The 26,345-nt window shown below is 45.5% G+C and carries 31 protein-coding genes; 29 read left to right on the forward strand and 2 right to left on the reverse strand.

Annotation, left to right across the window (positions count from 1 at the left end; translation table 11 throughout):
- The first annotated feature begins 32 nt into the window (after positions 1-32).
- The 19 genes from MKX75_RS07955 to MKX75_RS08045 all read left to right on the forward strand — a co-directional run bounded on the left by MKX75_RS07955 (position 33) and on the right by MKX75_RS08045 (position 14,193).
- Positions 33-548, forward strand: coding sequence for a nucleoside deaminase (locus MKX75_RS07955; protein ID WP_339169202.1), 516 nt, complete (start codon positions 33-35; stop codon positions 546-548).
- Between the two features lie 23 nt (positions 549-571).
- Positions 572-982 (forward strand): hypothetical protein, encoded by a 411-nt coding sequence (locus MKX75_RS07960; protein WP_339169204.1) that lies wholly within the window; start codon positions 572-574, stop codon positions 980-982.
- Positions 983-997: 15 nt separating this feature from the next.
- Positions 998-1,531, forward strand: a complete 534-nt coding sequence (locus MKX75_RS07965; protein ID WP_339169207.1) for a GNAT family protein — start codon at positions 998-1,000, stop codon at positions 1,529-1,531.
- A gap of 20 nt (positions 1,532-1,551) precedes the next feature.
- Positions 1,552-2,217 carry a Type 1 glutamine amidotransferase-like domain-containing protein gene (locus MKX75_RS07970; RefSeq protein ID WP_339169209.1) on the forward strand — a complete coding sequence of 222 codons (666 nt, stop codon included), beginning with the start codon at positions 1,552-1,554 and terminating at the stop codon, positions 2,215-2,217.
- On the forward strand, positions 2,210-3,106 hold the full coding sequence (locus tag MKX75_RS07975; protein WP_339169210.1) for a PhzF family phenazine biosynthesis isomerase: 897 nt from the start codon (positions 2,210-2,212) through the stop codon (positions 3,104-3,106). The genes MKX75_RS07970 and MKX75_RS07975 overlap by 8 nt, the downstream gene beginning before the upstream one ends.
- Before the next feature lie 15 nt (positions 3,107-3,121).
- Positions 3,122-3,574: a GNAT family N-acetyltransferase gene (locus MKX75_RS07980; protein ID WP_339169212.1), complete on the forward strand. Its 453-nt coding sequence runs from the start codon at positions 3,122-3,124 to the stop codon at positions 3,572-3,574.
- A gap of 160 nt (positions 3,575-3,734) precedes the next feature.
- A complete protein-coding gene (locus MKX75_RS07985; protein ID WP_167350840.1) occupies positions 3,735-3,881 on the forward strand; it encodes a hypothetical protein in 147 nt (48 codons plus the stop codon).
- Between the two features lie 108 nt (positions 3,882-3,989).
- The gene (locus MKX75_RS07990; protein ID WP_339169215.1) at positions 3,990-4,769 is read left to right on the forward strand and encodes a hypothetical protein; all 780 of its coding nucleotides are present in this window, start codon (positions 3,990-3,992) and stop codon (positions 4,767-4,769) included.
- A 134-nt stretch (positions 4,770-4,903) separates the two neighbouring features.
- Positions 4,904-5,584, forward strand: a complete 681-nt coding sequence (locus tag MKX75_RS07995) for a zinc dependent phospholipase C family protein (RefSeq protein WP_339169217.1) — start codon at positions 4,904-4,906, stop codon at positions 5,582-5,584.
- Between the two features lie 87 nt (positions 5,585-5,671).
- Positions 5,672-6,094 carry a hypothetical protein gene (locus MKX75_RS08000; protein WP_339169219.1) on the forward strand — a complete coding sequence of 141 codons (423 nt, stop codon included), beginning with the start codon at positions 5,672-5,674 and terminating at the stop codon, positions 6,092-6,094.
- 27 nt (positions 6,095-6,121) lie between these two features.
- The gene (locus tag MKX75_RS08005; protein ID WP_339169221.1) at positions 6,122-6,595 is read left to right on the forward strand and encodes a GNAT family N-acetyltransferase; all 474 of its coding nucleotides are present in this window, start codon (positions 6,122-6,124) and stop codon (positions 6,593-6,595) included.
- A gap of 238 nt (positions 6,596-6,833) precedes the next feature.
- Positions 6,834-7,331: a PH domain-containing protein gene (locus MKX75_RS08010; protein WP_076330183.1), complete on the forward strand. Its 498-nt coding sequence runs from the start codon at positions 6,834-6,836 to the stop codon at positions 7,329-7,331.
- On the forward strand, positions 7,328-8,893 hold the full coding sequence (locus tag MKX75_RS08015) for a PH domain-containing protein (protein WP_339169222.1): 1,566 nt from the start codon (positions 7,328-7,330) through the stop codon (positions 8,891-8,893). Before MKX75_RS08010 ends, MKX75_RS08015 begins: the two co-directional genes overlap by 4 nt.
- Positions 8,894-8,986: 93 nt before the next feature.
- Positions 8,987-9,763, forward strand: a complete 777-nt coding sequence (locus MKX75_RS08020; RefSeq protein WP_339169225.1) for a Cof-type HAD-IIB family hydrolase — start codon at positions 8,987-8,989, stop codon at positions 9,761-9,763.
- Between the two features lie 106 nt (positions 9,764-9,869).
- Entirely contained in the window at positions 9,870-10,040 is a 171-nt protein-coding gene (locus MKX75_RS08025; protein ID WP_094030640.1) for a YHYH domain-containing protein, read from the forward strand.
- A gap of 37 nt (positions 10,041-10,077) precedes the next feature.
- The gene (locus tag MKX75_RS08030) at positions 10,078-10,740 is read left to right on the forward strand and encodes an HAD family hydrolase (protein ID WP_339169227.1); all 663 of its coding nucleotides are present in this window, start codon (positions 10,078-10,080) and stop codon (positions 10,738-10,740) included.
- Between the two features lie 256 nt (positions 10,741-10,996).
- Positions 10,997-11,509 (forward strand): NUDIX domain-containing protein, encoded by a 513-nt coding sequence (locus MKX75_RS08035; RefSeq protein ID WP_339169229.1) that lies wholly within the window; start codon positions 10,997-10,999, stop codon positions 11,507-11,509.
- On the forward strand, positions 11,509-12,180 hold the full coding sequence (locus MKX75_RS08040; protein WP_145146647.1) for a DUF3298 and DUF4163 domain-containing protein: 672 nt from the start codon (positions 11,509-11,511) through the stop codon (positions 12,178-12,180). Before MKX75_RS08035 ends, MKX75_RS08040 begins: the two co-directional genes overlap by 1 nt.
- 225 nt (positions 12,181-12,405) lie before the next feature.
- Positions 12,406-14,193 carry a cellulase family glycosylhydrolase gene (locus MKX75_RS08045; protein ID WP_339169231.1) on the forward strand — a complete coding sequence of 596 codons (1,788 nt, stop codon included), beginning with the start codon at positions 12,406-12,408 and terminating at the stop codon, positions 14,191-14,193.
- Between the two features lie 136 nt (positions 14,194-14,329).
- Here MKX75_RS08045 and MKX75_RS08050 read toward each other — a convergent pair whose 3' ends face one another.
- The gene (locus MKX75_RS08050; RefSeq protein ID WP_339169233.1) at positions 14,330-15,490 is read right to left on the reverse strand and encodes a glycosyltransferase family 1 protein; all 1,161 of its coding nucleotides are present in this window, start codon (positions 15,488-15,490) and stop codon (positions 14,330-14,332) included.
- Positions 15,491-15,916: 426 nt separating this feature from the next.
- Here MKX75_RS08050 and MKX75_RS08055 point away from each other — a divergent pair, with 426 nt between their 5' ends.
- The 7 genes from MKX75_RS08055 to MKX75_RS08085 all read left to right on the forward strand — a co-directional run bounded on the left by MKX75_RS08055 (position 15,917) and on the right by MKX75_RS08085 (position 23,665).
- Entirely contained in the window at positions 15,917-16,486 is a 570-nt protein-coding gene (locus tag MKX75_RS08055) for a hypothetical protein (RefSeq protein WP_339169235.1), read from the forward strand.
- A gap of 26 nt (positions 16,487-16,512) precedes the next feature.
- Positions 16,513-16,797, forward strand: a complete 285-nt coding sequence (locus tag MKX75_RS08060) for a hypothetical protein (protein WP_339169237.1) — start codon at positions 16,513-16,515, stop codon at positions 16,795-16,797.
- Positions 16,798-17,018: 221 nt separating this feature from the next.
- On the forward strand, positions 17,019-17,474 hold the full coding sequence (locus tag MKX75_RS08065) for a PTS sugar transporter subunit IIA (RefSeq protein ID WP_339169239.1): 456 nt from the start codon (positions 17,019-17,021) through the stop codon (positions 17,472-17,474).
- Positions 17,474-17,791: a fructose PTS transporter subunit IIB gene (locus tag MKX75_RS08070; protein ID WP_017689749.1), complete on the forward strand. Its 318-nt coding sequence runs from the start codon at positions 17,474-17,476 to the stop codon at positions 17,789-17,791. The genes MKX75_RS08065 and MKX75_RS08070 overlap by 1 nt, the downstream gene beginning before the upstream one ends.
- 29 nt (positions 17,792-17,820) lie before the next feature.
- Entirely contained in the window at positions 17,821-18,939 is a 1,119-nt protein-coding gene (locus MKX75_RS08075; protein WP_101314956.1) for a PTS fructose transporter subunit IIC, read from the forward strand.
- A 27-nt stretch (positions 18,940-18,966) separates the two neighbouring features.
- Positions 18,967-21,645 carry a mannosylglycerate hydrolase gene (gene mngB, locus MKX75_RS08080; RefSeq protein WP_339169241.1) on the forward strand — a complete coding sequence of 893 codons (2,679 nt, stop codon included), beginning with the start codon at positions 18,967-18,969 and terminating at the stop codon, positions 21,643-21,645.
- Between the two features lie 52 nt (positions 21,646-21,697).
- Positions 21,698-23,665 (forward strand): BglG family transcription antiterminator, encoded by a 1,968-nt coding sequence (locus MKX75_RS08085; RefSeq protein ID WP_339169242.1) that lies wholly within the window; start codon positions 21,698-21,700, stop codon positions 23,663-23,665.
- A 168-nt stretch (positions 23,666-23,833) separates the two neighbouring features.
- Here MKX75_RS08085 and MKX75_RS08090 read toward each other — a convergent pair whose 3' ends face one another.
- The gene (locus MKX75_RS08090) at positions 23,834-24,607 is read right to left on the reverse strand and encodes a sporulation protein (RefSeq protein WP_076330195.1); all 774 of its coding nucleotides are present in this window, start codon (positions 24,605-24,607) and stop codon (positions 23,834-23,836) included.
- 185 nt (positions 24,608-24,792) lie between these two features.
- Here MKX75_RS08090 and MKX75_RS08095 point away from each other — a divergent pair, with 185 nt between their 5' ends.
- Genes MKX75_RS08095 through MKX75_RS08105 form a run of 3 tightly spaced genes read left to right on the forward strand, consistent with a single transcriptional unit; the run spans position 24,793 to position 26,332 of the window.
- Positions 24,793-25,233: a cupin domain-containing protein gene (locus MKX75_RS08095; protein ID WP_339169244.1), complete on the forward strand. Its 441-nt coding sequence runs from the start codon at positions 24,793-24,795 to the stop codon at positions 25,231-25,233.
- Positions 25,234-25,250: 17 nt separating this feature from the next.
- On the forward strand, positions 25,251-25,793 hold the full coding sequence (locus tag MKX75_RS08100; protein WP_076330198.1) for a hypothetical protein: 543 nt from the start codon (positions 25,251-25,253) through the stop codon (positions 25,791-25,793).
- Complete coding sequence (locus MKX75_RS08105) at positions 25,790-26,332, forward strand: GNAT family N-acetyltransferase (protein ID WP_076330199.1); 543 nt, start codon at positions 25,790-25,792, stop codon at positions 26,330-26,332. Before MKX75_RS08100 ends, MKX75_RS08105 begins: the two co-directional genes overlap by 4 nt.
- Positions 26,333-26,345: the final 13 nt, after the last annotated feature.

Here is a 26,345-nt window from a genome sequence, read left to right on the forward strand (position 1 = left end):
GTGATCTATAACTGTACTTAGGGGGACTTTCAATGAAGTTATCGGATTATGAATATTTAACTTTGGCTCTGGAAGAAGCAGAACAATCATTTACTGAAGGAACGTATCCGATTGGTGCGATAATCGTGGATGTGGATGGGATTGTCGTGAGTAAAGGCAGAAACCGAGTCTTCTCGGATTGCGACCCCACCGCACATGCAGAGGTTGATGCTATTCGTCGGGCAGGAAAACATTTGCTGGATGTAGACAAGAAGAGATTCACGAAGAAGAAAGACTTGACGCTTTATACTACCTGTGAGCCTTGTCCCATGTGTTCATGCACCATATTAATGTCGGGGATTAAAAAGATTGTATGGGCAGCAGATGATGAAGAGTATGGCGGGCTTCGACGTTTCAAGGAAGGGCCTCATTTTATCCATATGTTTGACACGCTATCCTGTGTTGAAGCACCCTATCTTGACCTGGAAAACAGACAGAGAGCTTTGCTTGCCAAATGGAATATTGGTAGAGGTTTGTTTGATACAGAGTGGGAGATTCCCAAACAATGATCTTTTCTAAAGGGGATGTCGGTATGTTTCAAAACAAATATGTTCAAGCCGCTATTAATGCAGTTCATTACGTAGAGACCAAGAAATTTGTAGACCCAGTTGAGGCTTGGAGTTTTGCAACAGGAGAGTTGTTCGGTGAGGGAAGTTGGGGACAACGGAAAGGCTGTCCAAAAACTGCTTTTCTGGGCCTGTGTGAGGATGGTTATGTCAAAGGGATTCCACAAGGAAGATACAATCATAAAGAGAACTCGTTAAATAAAAGGTATGCCATTAACACGGTGAAGTTATTTCATGAGGACCCTAGTATGGCTCATGAAAATAGTAAGAAATTGTGGTCAGTTGTCACTGAGGGCAAAGTGATTAAGCCAAACTATCAGGTCGATATTGTTAAAGCACTATGGAGAAAAGGAATGATCCTTACAGAACGGGGATGAATTCACCTGGAATTCGTGGGACAGAAAATTAAAATAAAAACAGTCACAGAGCAGGATCTCGACTTCATATGTCAACTTGAATGTGACTCAAGCATATGGAGCTTTGAGGAAAATGTTGAAACGGATGAGGAGAAGGTCCGTGAGGAATATCGCAGCCATTTTGCTGTCGCAGATGAGAAACCGTATGCCTATGATTTCGTTATACGCCGCTTGAATGATCCGGAAGATACACCCATTGGTATTGTTCAGATGTGGAGTTATGTGGATTACCGAAAAAGCTGGGAACTTGGATTCGCAGTACTTTCAGAGTACGCAGGCAACGGATATGGGAGCGAGGCTACCCGTCTTTTGTTACAATTTGCATTTCAAGAGTTACAAGCTCATAAGGTCGTCGGCATGTGTAATTCACAAAACGTTCGCTCAGCTGCACTGATGAAGCATGTGGGTTTGACTCGGGAGGCCGTATTCAAGGAAGAACTGTGGTGGGACAATCAGTGGACAGACCAGTATTTTTTCTCGATTTTGGATAGAGAGTTTAAGTCAGTCTAATAGGAACGGGAGGAAATAAAATGACTACGTTGGTTCTGTTAGGTGATTTGCTCTTCGAGTCTAACGCTAAATTGAATCAGAGAATACGAAGCTTGTTCGACAGTGAACAACCTTCCATTGGATATATCCCTTCAAGTTCCGACCCTGAGCGAAAGTATTTTGAACACACTAGACGTTACTATAATCTAATAGGAATAGATAACATTCAATATTATGATCTTGATCTGGAGTATGAGGAGAGCACATTTGGCGCTATTTTCGAATGTGATGCGATTCATCTATCCGGCGGAAATACGTTTTATTTTCTAAGTTTATTACAGAAGAGAAATGTGCTTGGTTTGCTGCGTTCCTATGTGAAGAGTGGTGGCATTCTGATTGGGGTCAGCGCAGGCAGTATTCTGACGACATCTACGATCGAGATAGCTGAGTATGGGGAAGATGCAGATGAAAATGAAGTGGGTTTGGATGATATGAAAGCACTGGGGCTCGTTAAATTTGAGTTTGCACCGCACTGGGACGGTTCTGAAGATACCCTGAATTCATTAAGAGAATACACGCGCGTTAACCGTACAACGGTCTATGCGTGCCAAGATGGTGGCGGGGTTGTAATGGATGGTGAAAGTGTAGAGTTATATGGAAATGTACGTCTCGTAGATTACAGAGAGAGTAGGTCTGATCATGAGTGAGGTTACGGTCTATCATTATGATGCTTTCTCTATAGTTCCTGGTCAAGGTAACCCGGCAGGAGTGGTTTTTGAGGCAGATCATTTGAGTGAGACGGAGATGCAGCAGATCGCTTATAAGGTTGGTTTTAATGAGACGGTATTTGTGTTGAACTCGGAAGTAGCTGACGTCAGATTACGTTATTTTACGCCGGGTCATGAGATTAATCTGTGTGGTCATGCCACAATGGCATCACTGTATGGTATGAGGACACGTGGTATGTTGGGTGACAAAGAGTTAATCACGATTGAAACCAATGTAGGTCTATTACCCATACGATTTGAGCGGAATACCGACACCATTTACATGGAAATGAAACAGGATCAGCCGCAGTTTATACCGTTCCAGGGTGATATCGAGAAGCTGGTGAGCGCCATAAACCTCACTCTGGATGATGTCGACCATTCTACGCCAATCGTTTATGGAAGTACAGGAACCTGGACGTTATTAATCCCAATTCGTGAACTAAGCTCTTTTACGAAAATGAAACCGGATTCTTCCCTATTCCCAGGAATTTTACTTGAAAACCCCAAAGCTTCGCTGCATCCCTTTTGTTTCGAAACCCGTGATTCCGATGCGATGATGCATGCCAGACATTTTTCCTCACCTTACTCAGGTACGACGGAAGATCCAGTGACTGGAACAGCCTCCGGGGTCATGGGTGCCTATTATTTAACGTATGTGAAACCGGAGATCGCTGAGGTACAGTTTGTGGTAGAACAAGGGCATGAGATTGGTAGAGATGGAAAGGTTCAAGTGAGTGTGATTCGGGATGGTAAGGATATGGATGTCAGAATGAAGGGGACGGCTGTTTTTGTGCGTGAACTGAACGTTGAACATACAAAAGTATGAAGGGAGATTAACATTTTGGAAATTTTTGATATTCGGCAGAAGCCGGACGTGCTGCAAGAAGCAGTACAGTATTTTTGGAAACAATGGGGCTCGGAATCGAGCTTCCATTTCTATCGAGATTGTGTAGAGCGTTCTGTGGATACAGAGAGTGATGTGCCGAGATTTTATGTGATGTTGGATGGAGACCGAATTATCGGTGGGTACGCATTATTACGAAGTGATCTGAATAGCAGACAGGATCTCTTTCCCTGGTTTGCATGTCTTCATGTTGATCCAGAATATCGGGGCCGAAACCTGGGTGGACAACTTCAGACCCATGCATTAAATGAGGTGAAAGCGAAAGGGTATGACAAGCTCTATTTGTGTACTGATCTGACCGATTATTATGAAAAAAATAACTGGGCCTATATCGGTAAAGGATACCTGCTTGATGATGAAGAGACGAGAATCTATGAACATAAGATTTGATTGAAACAGATCTACCACTCCCTGAGTTAAGTGGTAGGTTTTTCGTTTTTAAACCAATAAGCACGCTAAGCGACTCTTACATCTACCCAAAAAGTTAACTTAGGAAAAATGTGCTAGAATAGGGAGTTGTGATTTAAAATGTGAAATAGGAGGAATAACAATGATGATTACGATATTTCTAATGTTGATTAATGTGCTGTTATACGGACTGGGTGTGTATGCGCTGATCCTGTTTATTAAGCTGGCCCGGCGTGGGATTCAGGCACTGGATATCTACCTGTATGAGAAACGTGGAGAGCGCTTCTAACGTTCAGCATCTCATACTCGAACAGAATTATCATTTTTCTCTCAGTGTTTTATCTTTTCTATTCTAGTATGATTAACGCATCATTAGAGTAAAGAGAGGGTTAATAACATGGAGGGTTTTTTAGAGCAAATTAATGAGTTGAACGAGCTTCAGAAAGACTTAGTTAGCCTACATCCTTTGTTTGCAGAACATTATCCAGTTGTTGTAGCCTATGAGGCTTTATTATATATCTATGATTATTCGTCCAAAACGCAGCAATATGAGTGGGTGAAGACGGTACCGGACGATTTATATATTCCAGATGAATGCCTTGCGGCAATGCCGGTGCATCATATGGACGGAAGAATGTGTGCGATTGTAACGGATGCAGCGTTCAAAGATCTGGAGCAGAAAGTCTATCTGTTCCACGAATATGTTCATTGCTATGTATATGAGAAATATGATGAACGGATCGTAAACCGTCTTCAGATTAAGCACAAAATGGACCAACTGAAGCGCGTAACATGGGAACTGGATTATGAATTTCCATATGAAGATGAAATCGTTGTGGAGCGGATTAACTCATTGTTGTCTGCTTTGAAGAGTAAAGACCTATCGAAAGTGCAAACAGCTAGAAAGGCGTTGTTCCGTTCATTAAATGAAGAACAAGCGGAGTACTGGAGTTGGCTGGAGTGGAACGAAGGTTACGCAAGGTATGTTGAGAATCTGATTCGGGCAAAATTTGGACAGGAAAGTAATCATTTTGGAGATACAGCTCCGTTCAATCGTCTGGTATTCTATGAGTGTGGATCGGAATATATTAGTCTGCTCGTGAAGGAACAGCCGGAGTATCATACGGATCTGGAGCAGCTATTTGACCGGATGCAATTGGAGAGAATACAGGGTTAATTACGAACTTACGGTGAAGAAATGTGGAACATAGCGAAGTTTATCTATTCCGGTGATCTGTACGTTGCACCCGTAGGTTATATCGTTTTATCCTAAGTCAGTAGAATACTACCCGATAAAAGGAGATTATTTCTATGCCGCTACCTATGGTTCATCTCAATATTGCTAATCGAATTGCAGAATCTCTGCAAATGCAGTTTGGTCGAGATTCATTCTATCTGGGGAACATCGCCCCGGATTCCATACATATGCGTGAAGGCACAACCAGAGAGGACAAGGAATACACCCATTTTAACCCGAAAGATAATGGAGATTACCTTGGTGGACTGAAGGAACTTTACTCATCCTATATGCAACAACTTACCGATGAAGGATGGAAGTGGTTTGTGCGTGGGTACTTTATGCATGTGTTGACAGACTATTACTGGTTCCGAAGTGTGCATCCTGAATTCGTCGAACGGGTCAATAAGGCAGACCAACACACAGGAAGTAGCAGATCGAAGGATGAACTGGCGCGTTTATATTACCAGGAGACGGACCAGATTGATTTCAATATCTATCAAGGTTCAAGTTGGAGTGAAGAAGTGTGGCAGGTGCTCAACAGTTCACCAGGCTATGATATGACAGATCGTTTAACTGCGGATGAGATTATTCGCTGGCGGGACCATACGTTTTCTTTTCTTAATGGGGAGGAACCTGGAATTACTCCTGAGTTCATTACGGGTGAGAGGGTTCAGGTATTTGTGGAAGAGACCGTAGAGCGACTGATCGCTCTGTTGTCTTCATGGGACCCGGAGTTGCGTAACTGGATATGACTACGGATATTTAGATAGTTCAGTTGAGTCACTAGATGCTGTAATTGTTACTTCTCTATTCATTACGAAGTCAGGGTGGTCGGTGGTATGGTGAAATATGTAGGTTTCTTGATGGTATTCGTCATTGCTACGTTCATGACAGGGTGCAGTCAACCGAATGAACCGGACTCGGAAGAAGGGCTTCCTGTGCTGATCACTTTAACCTGTAATCCAAACCTCACTTTGGAACCATGCCAAGATGTTGAGTTTGATCGAGCTGATGAGATTCGGATCATGATGGAGGCCATACATAAGGCAGAGCGTTTGCCGGGTAATCTCGATTATGGTACACAGTACAACATGAGCATAACGAATGGGGATGGCTCGGTAACACGGTATGATTTTTCACTAGGAATGGATCCCAAGATGCAAGGCCTCTTAGTAAACCAGGAAGACACGTCTGCTGGGTATAGTATATCCCTTGAGGATGCTAACCAATTAAGAAGACTGATCCAGCGACGTACAGATTAAGAAGGTATATGGAATGGAGAAGAACCTGTGGATGACCAAATTACTATTGAACCTTTGACGCAAACGGATGCGGATGCAGCGTGTCAGGTGTTTGAAACAACGATCCCCGCAGCATTCGAACAGGAGGGCATAGGCTCCCTACTGGATGATATCCAGCATGAAATAGCACATAAGAGAGCATTAATTCACACTGCATTGCAGCCAGATCATAACAAGGAAGCAAATGTATTTTTCCTCGTGGCCAAAATGGGTAAGTCCATTGTAGGCACAATTTCGTATGGACCTTGTGGTGAGGAGATTCGAGAATGTACAGATCAACGGCTGAATGATATCGGAGAACTGGGTAGCCTGTACGTTTTGCCCGAGGTTCAAGGTCAAGGGATTGGTTCAGCGCTCATTCTAGCACTGGGTACTGAACTTCAGCGGTTGGGTATTCAGCAATTCTGCTTAGATAGCGGCTATCGAATCGCACAGCAGAAGTGGCAACGCAAATTCGGTTAACCCTATGTGGTGGCGAAGAACTATTGGGGCGAAGGAACAGATCATATGGTATGGTTATGTAAAGTACAGGATTTTATAGTAAAAGTAAAATGAAATGAACAATAGAGATGACGACCTGTGCTATACAGGGGTCATCTCTTTTACTAACTAACGGAATCTTTCTGCATCGATCGTGGGCGATTGTTCGTACAGTGTATCATGTGTGTTTTGATGTACCCGAGGAAAAAGGAGTGAACATATGTCAATACAGTGGAAGCCACCCGAGCAACGGTTATCTCCTCATGCAGTAAACCTGTGGAGAATTAGCGCCATCATATGGAATGTCATAGGCCTTCTGATACTTGCCGGACTGTTAATACTCGACTCCATCTATGGGTGGAAGACGTGGATCGGTTGGATATTGTGGGGGGTTACAGCCATATCTGTGCCTTATGCGGTTTGGGATATTTTTATCCAGCCTTCATGGTTATACAAGCACTGGTACTATGATGTGAATGAGGAGTTCCTGCAACTGAAGCATGGGGCGCTAACCAAGGTACATCAGATCATTCCCATGGCAAAAGTGCAATCGGTTACAACGAATCAGGGACCTTTGATGCGAAAATATGGACTCTATTCCGTATCGGTTGGCACGATGGGTTCATCACATGAAATCCCGGCATTGCCAGAGGAAGTTGCGCTTGCGCTCCGTCATCAGATTGCGTCCTATGCACGGATTAATGAGGTGGATGAATGATTGATATAAAACGACATCACCCATTAACCATGCTGTGGAGCTTGTGGAAACTGGTGAAAAATTCGTTCGCGATCATCCTGTTTTTGTTTGTCTTCCGTCAGGACTCAGAGTCCCAATGGCTCTTCTATGGAAGAATTGCCTTTTATGTAGGTATTTCAATAGGTTTGATTTCGATCATCTGGAAGTGGTTTACTTCTCGTTATACAGCGGATGATACAGCCTTTCATATCTATAGTGGTATGTTCAACCGTACTAGAAGAACTATCCCGTATAGTAAAGTCCAGAATGTGAATCGTCATACGACAGTGTTTCATCGGTTGTTCCGCGTGACGTCGATGCGTTTCGAGACCGGAATCAAGGGAGAAGATGCTACTTTTCAGTTACACGTTGTTTCACTTTCTGAAGCGGAACTGCTGGAGAAGATTGTAGCGGGGTATATAGCAGAAGAAGCAGAAACGGTAGAAGCCGCCACAGAGGAACATGATACGTTGCATGTAGCTGATCCCATAGAAGAGGGAGAGTCACAATCTGAACCTGTTATAACGGATAAAGCCATGTCTCTGCCTGCAAAAGAAAAACAGGAACGGGTTGTTCATTATCATTCTACCCGGAAGGATATATTCAAAGCATCCTTTACCTCGCTTAGTTTTCTCGTACTGATTCCGGTCCTGGGCACGCTTTATTCGTGGGTGAAAGATTTTTTCCCCGATGAAGAAGTAACGGAAAGCTTATTATTAACCTGGCTTGATTCCTGGTGGATTGCCAGTTTGATGATTTTGGTTTTATTAATTATATCCATTGCTTTGGGTATTGTCAGAACCTTCGTGAAGTATGGAAATTTCCAGATCACCTCGGATGCCAAGCGGATCTATATCACGAAGGGCATGATGGAGCAAACGTCATTTTCAATCCTGAAAGAACGCGTTCAGGCCGTGAAAATTACACAGTCTCCGATGAAAAGGCTGCTTGGCCTAGCGGAAGTGGAACTGACAACTGCGGGGAGTCTGGGGGAATCCGAACATGAGGTGAACTCGCTCTATCCCTTCCTGCCTGTGAAGCAAGCCTATAGCATGATTGAGGAGATTCTACCATCCTATCAGGTTACGCAGGAGATGGAAAAACTGCCACGAATATCGCTATGGCTGCGTCTGCTCAAACCAAGCTGGGGATGGATCGTGATCACAGGTTTATTGTGGTATTTCAAACCATTCGTGTTAGGACAGAAGCATGCCTGGTGGATGATTTCGGCGATTCTGTTAGTATGGATTGCAACATGCAGAGTGGTGGACTTTTTCCATACAAGATACATCTTGAATCAGAATTTCATTCAACTTCGAACCGGTGCGCTCACTTCAACACTCTTCATCTCCAAACGTGAGAAAGTCATCGAAGTGCAGATCACCCGTAATGTGTTACAGCGTTGGTTGGGTGTTGCTTCCATTCATACGGTAAACCGTGCCAAACCTGTTCTGCATCATCGGGCACATGACATTCCCTTGGTTATGGCTGAATCATTTCAATCATGGTACATGGGACGTACCCAAGATGTTCAAACCCGTTAATCGCAAGAGCAAGTGCAGGAAGACCACATCAGGTTATTCTGTGCTTGCTCTTTTTAAATTGAGGAATTTTTATAACAGAAGAGGAGGGACATTTTGGTGAAAGCTGTGTTCTTTGATGTGGACGGTACATTGCTGAGCGAAATAGATCGGAGTTTATCACCGCGTACAGCTGAGTCGATCCGGGAGTTGATTCGTAAAGGCGTTCAAGTCGTACTCGTCACAGGCAGGCCATATAATTTATGCGAAGAATTCAGAAATCTCGGAATCGATACGATTATTTCGGCTAATGGGGCATTGATCAAAGCAGGTGATGAAGTGATACATAAGTCTGTACTGTCTGCACAGATGGTTAGAGAATTTAGTGAGTTTGCCGAGTTGCAAGGGCATAGTATTTCATATTTTACAGAGTCATTTGAGACGAACGGGTTGTGTACAGCAGATGGTCGTGTTACTGAGGCTTTAAGAGATACGCTTGGACTCATGGATTTCCCGCAGAAAATCAGCACGTTGGAACAGGACGTATACTGCATTTGCTTATATGCGGATGAGGCGGAAACGGAGAAGTTCCAATCCAGATTTCCTTCTTTACGATTCGTGAGATTCCATCCGTATGTAGTAAATGTGCTGGAAGCGAGCGAAGTCAGCAAATCAATAGCCGCAGAGAGAATTCTCGACTACCTGAAGATATCCAGAGAGGATACAATGGCCTTTGGCGATGGGGAGAATGATGTGGATCTGCTAGCGTATGCGGGAATCGGAATTGCGATGGGAAATGGCGGAGAACGAATTAAACAAAGCGCCGATTATGTCACCCTGCGGGCAAGTGAAGATGGAGTTACCCATGCATTGAAGCAATTTAAGATTTTATGAGATGCATATTAAATAGATGAAGGATATCCCAATTGTGGATTTTCATGTAGAATGATATTGCACGTATTAAGCCCTAAAGCATAGGGTGTTTATCGAAGGGTGACTTATGAAAAAGGTTGTTATCGTAATCCTGTCTCTTGTTGTACTTGTTGGTGTATCCTCTTCTGCTTATGCTCATCCAGGCAGACTGGATAAGAACGGTGGACATAACTGTTCAGCCAAATCCAAACAAAAGGGCCTATGCACGGGCTATCACTATCATAAAAAGAAAAAATAAGCACTGCTTCACATTCTTGAACTGGGGGAAAGAAGCGATGGATCATATTAAAGCGGTTATTTTTGATCTGGACAATACGATTCTGAACAGAACGATGACCTTTGACGCATTCACGCAGAGTTTGATTAACACTTATTTTAGTCATCTTGAGTCAACCGAAGAGATAAGCAGACGAATTATTGAACTCGACCAGGATGGTTATAAGGACAAACCTCTACTGTTCAACGAGTTGTTGCGTGAACTCCCTTGGGCAGAACATCCGCCACATGCAGAGTTGATGGCCTTCTATGGCAGAGAGTATGTGCGAAGTTCAGTTCTGATGGAACAGGCGCGAGAAGTGGTTCAGCATCTGCGGGGGAAATATCAAACCGGGTTAATTACCAATGGGCAGACCGATATCCAGTATGGAAAAATCGATCAACTCGGTATTCGGGATGATTACGACCATATTATTGTTTCAGAAGAGGCAGGAGTCAAAAAGCCCGATCCACGCATATTTCAGCTTGCGCTGGATCATTTCGGTCTAAGCCCAGAGCAATGCATCTACATTGGCGATCATCCGGTGAACGATATTGAGGGAGCAGCAAGCGTAGGCATGAGCACCATCTGGATAAAGGTTAACCAGCCATGGCAGGGCAGCATTAAGACGGGTCCTTTACATACGATTGAACATCTAAGTGAGTTGAAAAAACTGCTTTAGAAGACGGTTATATAAATTGATATAACATTTACACAAAACGGAGAGGCCAGAAATAACCTAAGGAAGCGAAGCGTTCGCCTTTATCCCCGGATTTTTCCCCTTAGGAAAGGAATCAAAAAATCTGGGGATAACAGCGATCGGAAGGTTGTTCTGTCATCGGAGTGACTTAGTGTAAATATTCTTTAGTTCAGTTTATGTAGATAAAGACTACTATAATCACAGTCTGGAAAGCGAGGAACATATGGAGATTAGACAGATGGCTACAGCGTTTTTGAGCAATGGCTCAGATATGCTGATGATGAAGAAGGTAGGCAGCAGGCTGTTTGATTTTGAATTTTGGGGCGGCATTGGCGGACATCTGGAACAAGGAGAGCTGAACGCACCCATGACCGCCAGCTATCGGGAGATTGAAGAAGAGACCGGATTCAAGCCAGGGGATGTGGAACATTTTCGACTTCGATATATTCTGTTAGAGGTTAGCGGAGGTGAGATTTGGCAGCAGTTTGTATATTTTGGAGAGACCAAGCATCGACGGTTCGTGTCCTCGGATGAAGGGGAGTTATTCTGGATACCGCTGGATGAGGTACTGGATTTACATGCGTCTATTCTGATCAAAGCGACACTTAGGCACTATTTACAACATCCGGGAGCAGAGGATATCTGGATTGGCAACGTTCAGAACGGAGCAGATCTAAAGGGTACTCCACAGGTAGTATGGAACAGAATGCAGGAAACGATATCATTTGAGCCAAAAGGGGGTTATCAATAATGTTGAAATATAGAACCGAAAGAAAAAAATTGAGATGGATAAATTATCTGTTGATCACTGTACTGATGGCTATAATTCTTCCGATTAGTCATGCGGAGGCAGGTAGCACAATTACAGTGAAAACGAAGGTCCAATATTACAAAGGACAGCCATACATACATCTAACAGGTGGAAAGAAATCTGTGACGGATAAGTTGAACAAGACATTTAAACTCCACGCAGTGAAAGCAGCTCGCCTGGACAAAGAAGAAAAGCAATCAAACAAAAATTATTTCTACATTACCATGGCCAGTGTAAAATACAATGCAAAAGAAAAGTTATCTGTGGTATATGAAGATCATGTGTACGCTGGCGGAGCACATGGAATGGATGCGACAAAATCATATAACTATGATTTAAGAACGGGGAAAGAACTGAAGCTAAGCGAGTATGTCAAAGACGATACTCAGATGGAGAAGGTAGAGAAATCAATCTCCAACAGTCTATTAGCCATGTATAATGCAGGAGTTTCTATTTTTGAAGAAAATATTTATGATTTTGAGCTTGATCAAACATCCCAATTCTTTTTATATGACAAAGGGATCGTCATTCGATTCCATCCTTATGAGGTTGCACCCTATGCTAAAGGATTTGTAGATATCAAAGTCCCATACAGTAAATTCAACCAATAGATTGTATGCAATAAAAGACATGATCCAGTTCGATGAGGACATGTCTTTTTGTATAAAATATTTTAAAATAATCTAAATAATGCCAACACTTTCTGACATTTTATAGTATATTAAGAGTGTTCGGGAGGTGAGTGATGAGATAATCCATGTTGGTGATCTGTTCGGCTTCTATGTGTCTACATACCTTGTGAATAGCTTAACCCATCCCAAGAAGGAGGTTTTGTTATGAAGCGTATTGGAAACATGTTTCGTAAAGCAATGCTGTTCTCTCTATCATTAATGCTGGTGTCTATCGCGTACTCACCTCATCCAGCTTCCGCTGCAAGTGGGCCTGTCAAAGGATTTCATGTAAGCGGTACCAAGTTATTGGATGCTACAGGTACACCTTTTGTCATTCGTGGGGTGAATCATGCCCATACCTGGTTTAAGAATGATCTGCAAGCGGCCATTCCGGCTATTGCTGCGACAGGTTCGAATACCGTGCGTATCGTATTGTCCAACGGCAGTCGCTGGACGGCAGATTCACTGGCGGATGTAGAGCAGATTCTGGCGCTGTGTGACCAGTACCAACTAACCGTTATGCTGGAAGTACATGATGCCACCGGGTCGGACAGTATTGCGGAACTGCGGAAAGCCTCGGATTATTTTATCAGTATCAAGGATGCCCTGATTGGCAAGGAAGATCGCGTAATCGTGAACATTGCGAATGAATGGTACGGATCATGGGAAACCGCAGTATGGGCGGATGGATATCAACAAGTGATTCCTGAACTCCGTCAGGCGGGCATCAAGAATACGCTTGTCGTAGATACCGCAGGTTGGGGGCAATACCCTACAGCGATTTTTAATCGTGGACTGGATGTGTTTAATGCGGACCCACTGGCAAATACCATCTTCTCCATTCATATGTATGAATACGCAGGCGGTGATGCAGCAACGGTCAAAAGCAACATTGATCATGCGCTGGCCATCGGCGTACCTGTCATTGTAGGCGAATTCGGATTCAAGCACACCAGTGGTGATGTGGATGAAGCGACGATCTTGAGCTACGCACAGCAAAAGGGAGTTGGCTGGTTGGCCTGGTCCTGGTACGGTAACGGTGGCGGTGTAGAATACCTTGATCTGAACAACGGTCCAGCAGGTTCCCTGACCGATTGGGGACAGACGGTGGTCAATGGACCGAACGGTACGCTGGCTACCTCTGAGTTGAACACGATCTATACAACCCCTGGCTATCAACCTGTTCCAGATAACGGTAGTGGGGGAGTTGTCACGATCCCGGCTGCGCCGACAGGTGTAACTGCCACGCCGGGTAATGGACAAGTAGCGCTGAACTGGAGCGCATCTCCCGGAGCAGCGAGTTATATTGTACAGCGTGCGACAACGAGCGGAGGAACATATACGGATGTAGCTACGAATGTGAGCGGCACAACCTACACCCATACGTCTTTGACGAATGGAACCACGTACTATTACAAAATCAAAGCCGTGAATAGTGCGGGAATCAGCCCAAGCTCAGTACTGGTGAGTGCGACACCACAGGCGGGTACAACCACGCCAACGTCGAATCTGGTTCTGCAATATCGTGCGGCAGATACCGATGCAACGAACATTCATATCAAGCCCTACTTTAATATCAAAAACAATGGTACATCTGCGGTTAACCTGAGTGGTCTGAAGATCCGTTATTACTTTACAAAAGACGGCTCCGAGGGGTTAAATACCGTTATAGATTGGGCGCAGATCGGAGCAGCCAACATCACGACTAGCGTTGGAAGTATCACGGGCACGAATGCAGATACCTATGTCGAGATTGGTTTCACTTCGGGTGCAGGGTCTCTGCCAGCGGGAGGTCAGACGGGAGACATTCAGCTGCGCATCCACAAGGATAATTGGGGCAATTTCAACGAAAATAATGACTATTCCTTCCGTCCAACGCAAACTACCTATGACGTGTGGAACAGGGTGACTCTCCATCAGAATGGCAACCTGATTTCCGGGGTCACACCTTAACGTAAAGCGTATCCGCTATTCAGGCTGACCGTAGCAACGGGAACATGCTGCGGCAGCCTGAACGGGCGAACCATTTTAACTTTGCAGAGACAGAGGCGCTTGTTATGGGTTGTTGAAAGAAACTGATTTCGTCAGACTAGGCTGTGATAATTCGATCTTTCGTTCGTCTGTTCCGATGTTCAATAGCTTCCTCATAGTCCCCGATCAGTGTATCAAAAATATGCTCCCACGACCGCTGCTCAGCTAGCTTTCTGCCTTCCAGTCCCATCATCCTCAATTGGTTCCCGTGATTTCCCCAGAGACATATCTCCCGAATCAGTGCATCTGCCTGACCTGGCTCGAATAATACACCATTGCGGTGGTGGGATACCAGATCCTTGACACCTCCGGCATTGGCCGCCACCACAGGGAGTCCTGAAGCCATCGCTTCCAGTACGACATTGCCAAATGTCTCCGTAGAAGAAGGAAACACAAACAGATCCGCCGAAGCATACATAACAGCAAGTTCTTCGCCATGCATATAGCCTGTAAAGGTGACATTGGGTGGGGTTTGCGAACGCATTTTGGGAAGAGATGGGCCGTCACCAACGATAATCCAGTGAACACGGGACTGCATTTCCTGGGGCAACTGCTGCATGGTAGTTGTGAGCGTAGCGATGTCTTTTTCCGGGGCAATGCGACCAACGTAGAGTAGAATAAGGGGAGCGGTGATGTGGTATCGTTCACGGATATCCGAGCTTCGTTTACTAGGGGAGTATAGGTTGCAATCAATCCCGCGGGACCACAGCTTCAGACGCTGAATGCCTTGGGCTTGCAGGGTGTTTAACGTTTCCTGCGATGGGGTGAGTGTTGCATCACAGGCACGGTGGAACCATTGGATATATTTCCAGTAGAGCGGAATCATGCTTTTCAACCGGTAGTATTCGAGGTAACGATCGAAGTGGGTATGGTAGGAGACAACATGCGGAAGATGATGTTTGAGCGCATACCTCAGGCCAAGCAGCCCCATATTAAAAGGCGTGGCGATATGCAGCAGATCGGGCTGAAAGACTTGTAGCTGCTTGTGAGTGTTTGCTCTGTTGGGTAGCGCAATGCGGCATTCGGGATACAGAAAAAAAGGGATGTTAGCAACCGATCTGACTTGAGTCTCATGGCTTCCTTCAATGACGGAGTTCGGAGTAAACAGCAGATGTTCAATTCTTCTGCGGTTCAGATGGTTACTCAAGCGGTGGAGCGTGCCAGCAACACCATTGGTTTCCGGAAGATAGGTGTCTGTGAACAAGGCCAGGCGCATCATTACCCCTCCCAAGACTCGTGATGCCAAGATCATAACAGCGGAACATTTTCCAGAGGTCAAGTGCACGTTAACTTGACGCTTTCCCCTGTAAAATGACTTCGGCACGAACATGTAAACTTCCATAAGTTCAACTTGTATAGCGTATTCTGCTATGATGTAATAACGTGTCGGCGTAGTTGAACTTGAAATTTACACGATAACGGAGAGGGCAGAAAAAAACTGAAGAAGCGAAGCTAAAAGCTTTCTGCAAGAAAGCTGCTTCGGAAGCATACACTTCGCCTTTATCCCCGGATTTTCCCTTTAATAAAGGGATTGAAAAAATCTGGGGATAACAGCGATCGGAAGTTTATTCTGACCGCGTAGTGGTCCAGTGTAACAACATTCGTTCAAACTATTTAGATAGAGAGATACAGGAGGCAGAGAAAGATGAACAAGTTACAGGAAGAACTGCAGGAATTGTTACCACTCGATCAGCTTGAGGAGATGTCAGGTGAAGAAGTAGTGGGGAGTGTTGCCATGGACCTTTATCGGGCTGAGTTTGCGACGATTCGAGAGAGTGGACCAGAACTTCCGCAAGTATTGCGAGATACCATTCTAATCATCGATCTGGATACCGAGCTGTCCATGAACGGTATGACCGGTTTCCTTGAGAATGCCAGTGGTCAGTATCTCGGTGAGACAATAGCAACGATGGAGCGGATCGGTAATGAGGCTGATGCCGTGATCCTGAAGAAGATTGAGCAGATATTGTCCGAGAGCGGGGTAACGCACGGGCAATTACGAGATAATGTGAATGGCCTGTCCGAAGATGACATCACGACAAGCCTGCAAACACACGGGGAACAGATTCATGAGGTATTGCAGCAAATTGAGCTGGAAGCCGGCAATTTAAGCATGCAATCGGATAACGAAGAAAGCTTCGACCTGTTGTATCAATATGTGGATGCGAATAAAGATCGTCTGAGACAGGAGATGCAGCAATTCTTGTCTAATTGAATGGAAAGAGGAGGCAAATGACAAGCATGAACAAACGATTAGCGATGGAATCCGTTCTGGTTACTCTGTTATTCATCATCGGTTTTGTAGCTTGGAATGTCGTTCAAGGCATGATCATGACCATGAATTACGTACCTGATCTGACGAACATCACTTCTTCGGGTACCCCATTACAATCCAAGATTGCTTTTGGAACCCTTGTTCAATGGAATATAACATCCATGATCATGGCTGTTGCTGGATTCATTTTGCTCGCCGCTGCATATTACGGTCTTCGATCAGGAATGCAGCGCTGGACACAGCGTTCCTGAAAATTGTCCGCTTAGGCCCCACATTCTGTGTACTAACGTTATCTATGTAACACACCATTTACAACTGCCCTGAGTCCATTAGACTCAGGGTTTTTACTATGGCTAATGTTTTTCCGCTTTGAAGGGGAAATTTTCTAGATCCAAGGTCAAGAGAGAATCCGTTACAATGATCTTGTAAGCGCTTATCGTTTTGGATAGAGAGAGGAGGAGAGACAGAGATCATGATTACAACCAATCAGATTTATCTCGATCAGACATGGCAAAGCAAAGAGGACGTATTTGATTTTATATCTGCGGAGGCAGAGCGTTACAGCATCACTACAAACCGTGTTCAACTTGCGGCTGATCTGTGGGAACGCGAACGTGTCTACTCCACCGGACTTCAGGATCACTTTGCGATTCCCCATACCCAGAGTGAAGTTGTAAAACGTCCGGCGGTGATGGTCATCCGATTGAGGGAGCCCATTGATTGGGAATCACATGACGGCAAGCCAGTAAAATATATTTTTGCCATCCTTGTGCCTAAAGGTCATGTAGACGTATCCCATCTGCAAATTATCTCTTCACTTGCCACCTTATTGCTTGAAGATTCATTCAAAGAGGCTATCGCGGAAGCGGTGCAGCCGGAAGATGTATATGCGTTGCTTCATCAATATACGGAAGGACTGGTGTCATAATGAAAATCGTAGGTGTTACGTCATGTATCGCAGGTCTCGCCCATACTCCGATGGCCGCCAAAGCATTGGAGAAAGCAGCTCAACAACTGGGATATGAGATCAAAGTGGAACAGCAGGGGGCTATGGGGCAAGTCAATAAGCTCACGGAAGAAGATATTGCTGCAGCGAATTTTGTACTGATTGCAGCGGATCAAACGGTGAAGGACATGGATCGGTTTGGCGATAAAAAAGTCGTGCGTGTCAAAATCGGTCATGCCGTAAGTCAGGCAGAAGCGGTATTAACCAAAGCTGTTGAGGCTGTGAACGCACAAGCCTAACCCCACCTTCCACATGAGGAGAGAGTACGATGAGAAAATGGTTCGGTGAAGCAAAAACACATCTAATGACAGGTATCTCCTATCTGCTGCCGGTCATTATCGCGGGTTCCCTGGTTGTTGCCATCTGTAAAATTATCGCACTATCGATGGGCATTACCGATCTTGATCCGTACAAAGATGGAAGCGGATTCTTGCATATTTTATATCTCGTGCAAAATGTAGGATGGAGCGGCATCGGACTATTGACGATTGTCCTGTCCGGTTATATCGCGTACTCCATAGCCGACAAACCTGCGCTGGCTGCAGGTCTGATCGGCGGGGTGCTGGCACAGCAGACCAACGCCGGTTTCTTGGGCGCGTTGATCTCAGGCTTCTTTGCCGGATACATCACCTTGTGGGTTAAAAACAAAGTCAAGATTACAGGTCCGGCTGCTGGCTCGGTACCGTTAATCATTTTGCCGCTGATCACCGTTGGTTTAACCGGATTTCTGATGGCGGTCATTCTGGGTGGCCCACTGGGCGCACTGAATGAGTATCTTATTGCTTGGGTTCAAAACATGAGCCAGAGCGGGACGAACACCGTTCTACTTGCGATTATTCTGGGAGCGATGATCGGATTTGATCTCGGCGGACCCGTCAACAAAGCGGCATGGATGGCAGGCAATGCCCTGTTCCTGTCCGGTGTCTATCTGCCGAATATTTTTATCAATATTGCCATCTGTATTCCACCACTTGGTTATGGCTTGGCGACATTGCTGATGAAGAAACGTTTTTCCAAAACCTATCAGGAAGCGGGCAAAGGTGCAGTAATTATGGGCGTGATCGGCATCACGGAAGGTGCAATTCCGTTCACACTGCGTAACCCTGCCAAAATGATTCTGGTTAACATGTTTGCCTGTGCGACGGGGGCTGCTCTGACTGCATTGCTGGGAGCGCATATCATCATGCCACCGATCGGTGGATTATATGGAGCTGTATCGGTAGGTACCCCAATCGCGTATCTTGCCGGAGGCATTGTCGGTGCACTAATCGTGGCGGGTGGCACCATGCTGGTGAACTTCCGTGATGAAGAAGAGAAACAGCCTGCCAAGACTCAGGAAGCTTCAGTGAAGAAAAACGGGGAAGAAATCGAACTCGTTTTTGACTAAAAAAAGCATCTGGAGGGATATAGAGATATGAGTGAGAGCAATCGCACCAAAGTACATGTGATTCCACATACACACTGGGACCGGGAATGGTATTTTACGACCTCCCGTTCCAAAGTGTATCTTGTCAAACACGTCAAGGAAGTATTGAACGCACTGGAAAATATCGAAGGATTTCATTATTACCTGCTGGATGCACAGGGCTCGCTGCTGGATGATTACATCCGCTGGTGTCCCGAAGATGAGGAACGGATCCGCCAACTGGTTTCAGCCAAACGACTGATGACGGGACCCTGGTATACACAGACGGATCAATTGGTGATTTCCAGTGAATCCATGGTTCGAAACCTGTATTATGGTATGAAAACAGCACAAAAGTACGGACATGCGATGAAGGTTGGTTATGTCCCGGATGCGTTTGGACAATCGGCACAGATGCCGCAGATCTATCGGGAGTTTGGGATTGAACGTTTCCTGTTCTGGAGAGGCGTATCAGATAATACGAATCCACATACCGAGTTTACGTGGGAAGGATCGGACGGCAGCCGTGTATTTGCTGTACAGATGCCATTCGGATATTACTACGGTGGTAACATTCCAGAGAATGAGGAAGATCTAATCCCTTATCTGGAGAAGCAGATTGGTGCGCTGGAACGCAAAGCCTCGACCAAACATATCTATTTCCCTAATGGGTTTGACCAGGCGCCTGTCCGGTTGAACCTGCCGCAGTTGATTGAACGCTTCAATACGCTGGATACAGAACGCGAATATGTGATGAATGAACCGGAACGCTTTCTGGCGGAGATCGAAGCGGATAGTCAGGATCTGCCTGTACTTCGGGGCGAATTAATGGAGGCCAAGCACATGCGGATTCACAAGTCCATTTTTTCTACCCGTGCCGATCTCAAGCAACAGAATAACCGGATTGAGAATCTGATCGCCAATACGCTCGAACCTGTGCTTGCCATTAGCCATTCTCTCGGGCATGATTACCCGCATCGCATTGTGGAGGACATCTGGAAGCTGTTGTTTGAGAATGCGGCACATGACAGCATCGGTGGCTGTAACAGCGATACAACGAATCAGGACGTTGCGTTCCGTTACAAACAGGCCTATGATATCGCACTGAATCTGCTTGACCTGCATATGCGGATGATTGCTTCAACGATACAGCAGGAGGAGACATTTGCGTTCACCCTGTTCAACACGCTACCTTATGTGCGAGGCGGGGTTACCGAGATCGAAGCTTATATTCCGGAAGAATCCTTTGTGATTCGGGATACGAAGGGACGCGAGCTAGCCTATACCATTTTGGAAAAAGTAGACCAGACCGATTATGTGCTTGGACAACACATCGATCTCAATCCAAGCCGCAAAGTGCATCTGCCGGAACGGGTATATCGTGCGAAATTGCTGGTGGAACTGCAAGAGGTTCCGGCGATGGGCTACACCCAGATTATCTTTGATTTCAGTCAGGGCGCTGCACCCGTCATGGAGCGGCGTAACGGGGACACAATTGAAAATGAACATTTCACCATTGCGCTACAAGCAAACGGCACCTTGCAAATTACGGACAAGCGATCAGGCCAAGTGTATGCAAATCAAATGGTCTTCGAAGATAATGGGGATGACGGAGATTCCTACAACTATTCGCCACCCGAGCGGGATCTAATTGTTTCTTCGGCAGGCAGCCAGATGAGTGCAACGACCACTCAAACGTTAGTATCCCAGACACTATCCCTGCGTTTCACACTGGATGTTCCCTACGATCTGGAAGAGCGCGCCGCAGGCATCACGTCGGGTGCATTGCCAATGCAGGTGGAGATATCCCTTCGCAAAGGAGAGAAGCTGATCCGCTTCCACGTTCAGGTGCAGAATGAGGTGTTCAGCCACCGTCTGCGTGTCCTATTTGATACAGGAATTGCTTCCGCCCTATCCATTGCAGATCAGCCTTTCGGTGTGATTGCTCGTCCAACCTCATTGCCAGAAGTGGAGGTATGGGAGCGCGAACAATGGCAGGAGAAACCGATCACCATTGAAGCGATGCAGAGTTATGCAGGGTTGAACAACGGTTCGCATGGTATGGCTGTGATGACGGAAGGTGTACGTGAGTATGAAATTGTTGGCGAACAAATGGATACCATTGCCCTGACCTTGTTCCGCACATTCGGTTTCATGGGTAAGGAAAACCTGTTGTATCGTCCTGGCCGGGCTTCCGGTGAGAAAATTGTAGCAACACCAGACGCGCAATTGCTTGGCGAGCTCTCCTTTACCTTTGGCCTGCATATCCAGACTTCTGGATTCGACGAAGCGAATGTAGCCCGTGCTGCGCGTGAATATTTAACACCGATCAGCAGTTATCAGCTGTGCGACTTTTTGAATGGACGACTGATCTTTGCTTTCCGAGATGAGGAACGTGTGCTGGAACCCGATTACAGCCTGATGTCGTTCAGCGACGATTCCAACGTGGTGTTAAGCAGTTTTAAGAAAGCAGAGGAGAGTGACGGATACATTGTACGTGTCTTCAATCCGTATTTGTCACAGTCTGCAAACGTGAACATGCACTTTAATCAGCCTGTACATGCAGAGCGTGTATCTCTTGGTGAAAAACCCCTGGAGCCTCAGCAGAGGTTAACTGAGGGAGAAGAGGTCGTTCGTTTTCCGGAACTCACACATTGTAAATTAATGACTGTACTTGTATCGATATAAGGTGAGCTTTAGTTCTACACAATCCTGATCAGAATGGAGGTCGGATATCGGTATGATTTTTCCAACTAAACGGTTGAAAAAGCTGTTCCACCTCATTCATGGTGAAGGACAGGAACAGGCTTGGACGAGCCAAGCACTTGCAGACAGGCTGGAAGTTACGGTGCGTACCATTCGGGATGATCTGAAAAAGCTGGATCATATCCTTGCGGGGCATGGCGGGAGCCTGGAGTCCAAGCGTGGACGGGGATATTCCATTCGTGTACACGATGCGAAGCGGTATGATGAGCTGTTGGAGGAACGGAAGGATGATCGGCAAAAAGGTGCGCCAGTACCTGGGTCACCCGATGAGCGTATCCGTTATGAATTGTTCAAGCTGCTTGGTGAACCGGGTCATATTAAGATGGAAGACCTCGCTGATCAGCTGTATATAAGCCGTGCAACGATGAACAATGATCTGAAAATCATTCGTCAGATTCTGGAGAACTACCAGCTTCAGCTTCAGATCAAGCCAGGACATGGTGTGAAGGTCGTCGGAGACGAGCAAAGGTTCCGTTATTGTCTTGCCGAGTACGCCGATGCGCGAGATGAAGAATTGGGACCGGAGGGCATGACTGCTGCACAGGAACGTTTGTTGTACCCAATCGAACCCGCACACATCCGCGAAATCGTCATTCGCCATGTAGGCAAACAGGATGTTCGTATTGCAGATGTGGCGCTGAAAGATCTGATTACGCATCTGGCTGTTATGGTGTTGCGCATTAAACAGGGGCATGAACTGGAGCGATTCGAGAAAGTGGAGGCGAATCTACAGGATCAGCAACTTGCACAGCAGATTATTCAGGATCTGGAGTCGTTATATTCCATTCACTGTCCTATCGGAGAGCGAGATTATCTGTTGCTTCATATTGTTAGTAAAAAAATGACCGCTACCGATTGGAATGGACTACGAAGTGACCCATTATATTTTGCTGTACAGCAGATGCTGGGTCACATCTATGATCGGTACACCTATGATCTGCGTGATGATGACCGCTTGCCGAATGATCTCTATGCCCATCTGAAGCCCATGATTACGCGGTTGGAACATGGCATGAATATGCGGAATCCACTGCTGGGACATATACGTAAATATTATCCACTCGCCTATGAGATTACGATAAGTGCAGTGAAACAGCTACAGACATACGTACCTCATGAAATCAATGACAGTGAGATTGGTTACCTGGCTCTTCACATTGGTGCAGCATTGGAACGTAAATACCAGATTCCTCATCGCAAACGGAAATCCGTATTACTCGTCTGTGGGTCAGGATACGGCACAGCCCGTATTCTTGAATCCAGATTGCGTTCGTTATTTGCCGAGCTGGAGGTCTCTCGTGTAGTTTCGCTAAGAGAGTACGAGGAGATGGGGAGTGTGCCTGAAGATTTGGTCATTTCCACGATCCGGTTACGGGAGTCCAAAGGCAAACCGTCGGCCGTCATTGCTGCGATTCCATCGGAACGCGACATGGCAACGATCACTCATCTGGTACGAACCAGTGATGAGCAGGAGGAAATGACGCTGCTGCGTTACTTTGATCCAGCATTGTTCATGTTTCGGTCCGATCAGCCTGACAAAATGACACTTATGGCTGAGATGAGCGGAGCACTGTTGGAGAAGGGAATTGTAACGGAGCAATTCTGGCCCGCTGTGCAGGAGCGGGAAAAGATGGCTTCAACCGCGCTTGGAAGAGGTATGGCCATTCCGCATCCCATGGAGCTGAGTTCAACCCGTACGACCGTATCGGTATGTCTGCTTGAGAAGCCGATTCCGTGGGATGAGGAGAATGAAGTACATGCTGTATTTATGTTATCCATCTGCAAAGAGGATTACGAACAGGCGATGGGGATTTATGATCTGTTTGTAGAATTGATCCGACAGGAGGAGCAGCTGGAAAGCCTGCGATCCTGCGGCAGCTTTGATGCCTTTGCCCAACTTGTATGTGAAACGTTGAGTCTGAAAAGTACCGAAGTGTATTAATATATAAGTTCACTAAGGATAATTCCACTGACACTCCGAGTACAGAATAACCTTCCGATCGCTGTTATCCCTAGATTTTTTGATTGCTCATATTAAAAAGGGAAAAAACCGTCCTTCATCAGATTTTTCTGACAGAGGACGGTTTATTTCGTTTACACAAACTATAGATTAGATATGTTTGGATATGACTTCTTCCAGTCCTTGAGCGACAGAATGCGCACCCCGCTGCAGGTGTCTTTCATACAAATGCAGGCGGACAAAGCTCTCATCCGTTCCCATCGCTTCGGAGAATATTCCACTGAGGCCACGAGCGCGGCGGTCGATCTGTAATAACAGTTCCAGTGAATCCCCCATCGGATAGAACAGCACTTCCAGTTCATCCAGATGCCCACGGAACTTGCTCGTTGGCACAAATTCGAATTCCTGCACAAATGGCAGATTGCCGCCCAGCTTCGGGGCATAGTCGTTAGTCACTTCACGTAGCTTGAAGCCAAGGATATCAATTGCATCGAGCACGGTGTTCATGTCTTTGCTAGGCACAACATGCAATCTGTCCCGGTCGGATGGGTCCACAGCGCTTGAGATATCGAGGCCCGTTTCTACCCAAACTTCTGCACGATGCAGTGTAATAGGCAGATTTTCTGGCAGGTCAAATGAGAAGTCTTTCTCCAATTTGGCACCAGGCTGTAAGGTGAATCCTTCGGTGAGCAAATATTTGGCTATAACGGCTGTTTCTTTTACTTTGCGATCATCGCGCTCCCGTATGTAATGGGTTTTGATTGAAAGATAGATTCGATCTACGTTCTGTTCCACATCTCCACCTTCAATATACACAACCCCCGAGATGATTCCTCCAGGCGTGACCTCTGGTGTATGCAATTCTGTATTTACTTTGGCTGCTCCAACACCTACACTGGCTAACATTTTCTTGAAAAATGACATGCGCTCAACCTCCAGATCAGATGGTTTACTATTTGGGGATAAATACGACTTCGACCTTAATACGGAAACTGGAAGAGAAGCGTTTCATATTTTAGCAAAGATATATCCCTATCAAAACAGGAGAATCGACTTACCTATGTCGAATGGTTTGGAAGAAGGGATTTTTTGTAAGGAGATGAAGGCGATTGAACACAGAATTCTCAGAACAGAAATATGGTGAAACGGGTGTCAAAACCAGCTTCGAGCAGATGGCGAACGGTGAACAGAAATATAAAATGATAGCAGAAGACGGCAGTTATTATTGCAGAACCGTTGCTTCAGCCCAGGGAGCATGGCAAAACAGTCATGTACATATCAAACTAACGGAGTTTTATGTTGTGCAATCCGGATGGATTGCTTATGCCAGTTATGGAGAAGATCAGGTGCTTTCGATTCAAGTGATGCGTGAAGGAGAGCACATCGTTGTCCAGCCGGGAGTTCATCACAATGTATATATGTCAGCCAATAGCGTTATCCATACAATTAAATATGGGTTGAATACACATAGTGATTGGTCTGCTTCTCCGGAATTAGACTGCGTTACACAAACATTAATGGAGAGCGAATTGCTTCAAACTTACGGATAATCTTGGGGGTTAAATACATGCGTAGAAGTACAATATGTTGGCTAACTGGCATTGCGATTGTTATTGTAGCAACTTTCATTGTATATAATAATTTGACCCCGAGCGTTACAGAGCAGGATGTTAGCTTAAAGGGCACGATTCGGCAGACCGCTTCGGAGAAATACGAGGTGCAATTATCTATTACACGCAGAAAAGAAGATAAGAGTCAGCATACTGTATATCCCGTTGTGCCTGGCTGGGGTTCAATATCGTTTAGTGATAAAAAGGACAACCGATTTATTCAACCTGTTTCCGTCGGCAGTACGGGTGCAATGGAAGGAATTCTTCGTCAAGCGTTACAGAGGCAGTCAGCCACGGCAATGACTGAATTTTCAGGGTTCTCCATACCTGATGCAGCGGGCACGTACAAGATGCGTTTTACCATTCATCCTTTGGATGAGAAAGCAGAACTTATTCAGCATCCCATGATCTATTATGTTCATAAAGAAAATGTTCTGGGCAAGGACCTGAGTTGGGTCTCGGGAACTCCGCTTGAAATCATTAAGGAGTATGCAGAGTGAATAATGTATATGAATCAAATGAAATCACCGTACGTTTTTTGGAAATTGAAAATGAACAACATCTGGTGAAGTGGCTGACTGACCCGAAAGTCCTTCAATACTATGAAGGCCGTGATCGGCCGCATGATCTGGAACGGGTAAGAGAACATTTTTACAATCAGGATGATAATGCTACTCGTGGTATCGTGGAGTATGGAGGAAATCCGATTGGATACATTCAGTTCTATGAGCTTGAGGAAGAGGAACGAACGGAGTATGGTTATGGAGACACGGATGAGATCATCTATGGAACGGACCAGTTTATTGGAGAGGTAGATTACTGGAATAAAGGTATAGGTACACAGTTGGTGCAGTCCATGCTGAATTTTCTGATTAATGAAAAACAAGCCCGTAAAGTGGTTATGGACCCTCAATCCTGGAACTTGCGAGCGATATCCTGTTATGAGAAATGTGGTTTCCAAAAGATTAAACTGTTAGAGAAACATGAGCAGCATGAAGGACAGATGCGAGACTGTTGGCTTATGGAATATACACTGTAGTTGCTGTTTAAAG

The organism is Paenibacillus sp. FSL R5-0341 (assembly GCF_037975235.1).
GTDB classification, from domain to species: Bacteria; Bacillota; Bacilli; order Paenibacillales; family Paenibacillaceae; genus Paenibacillus; species Paenibacillus amylolyticus_A.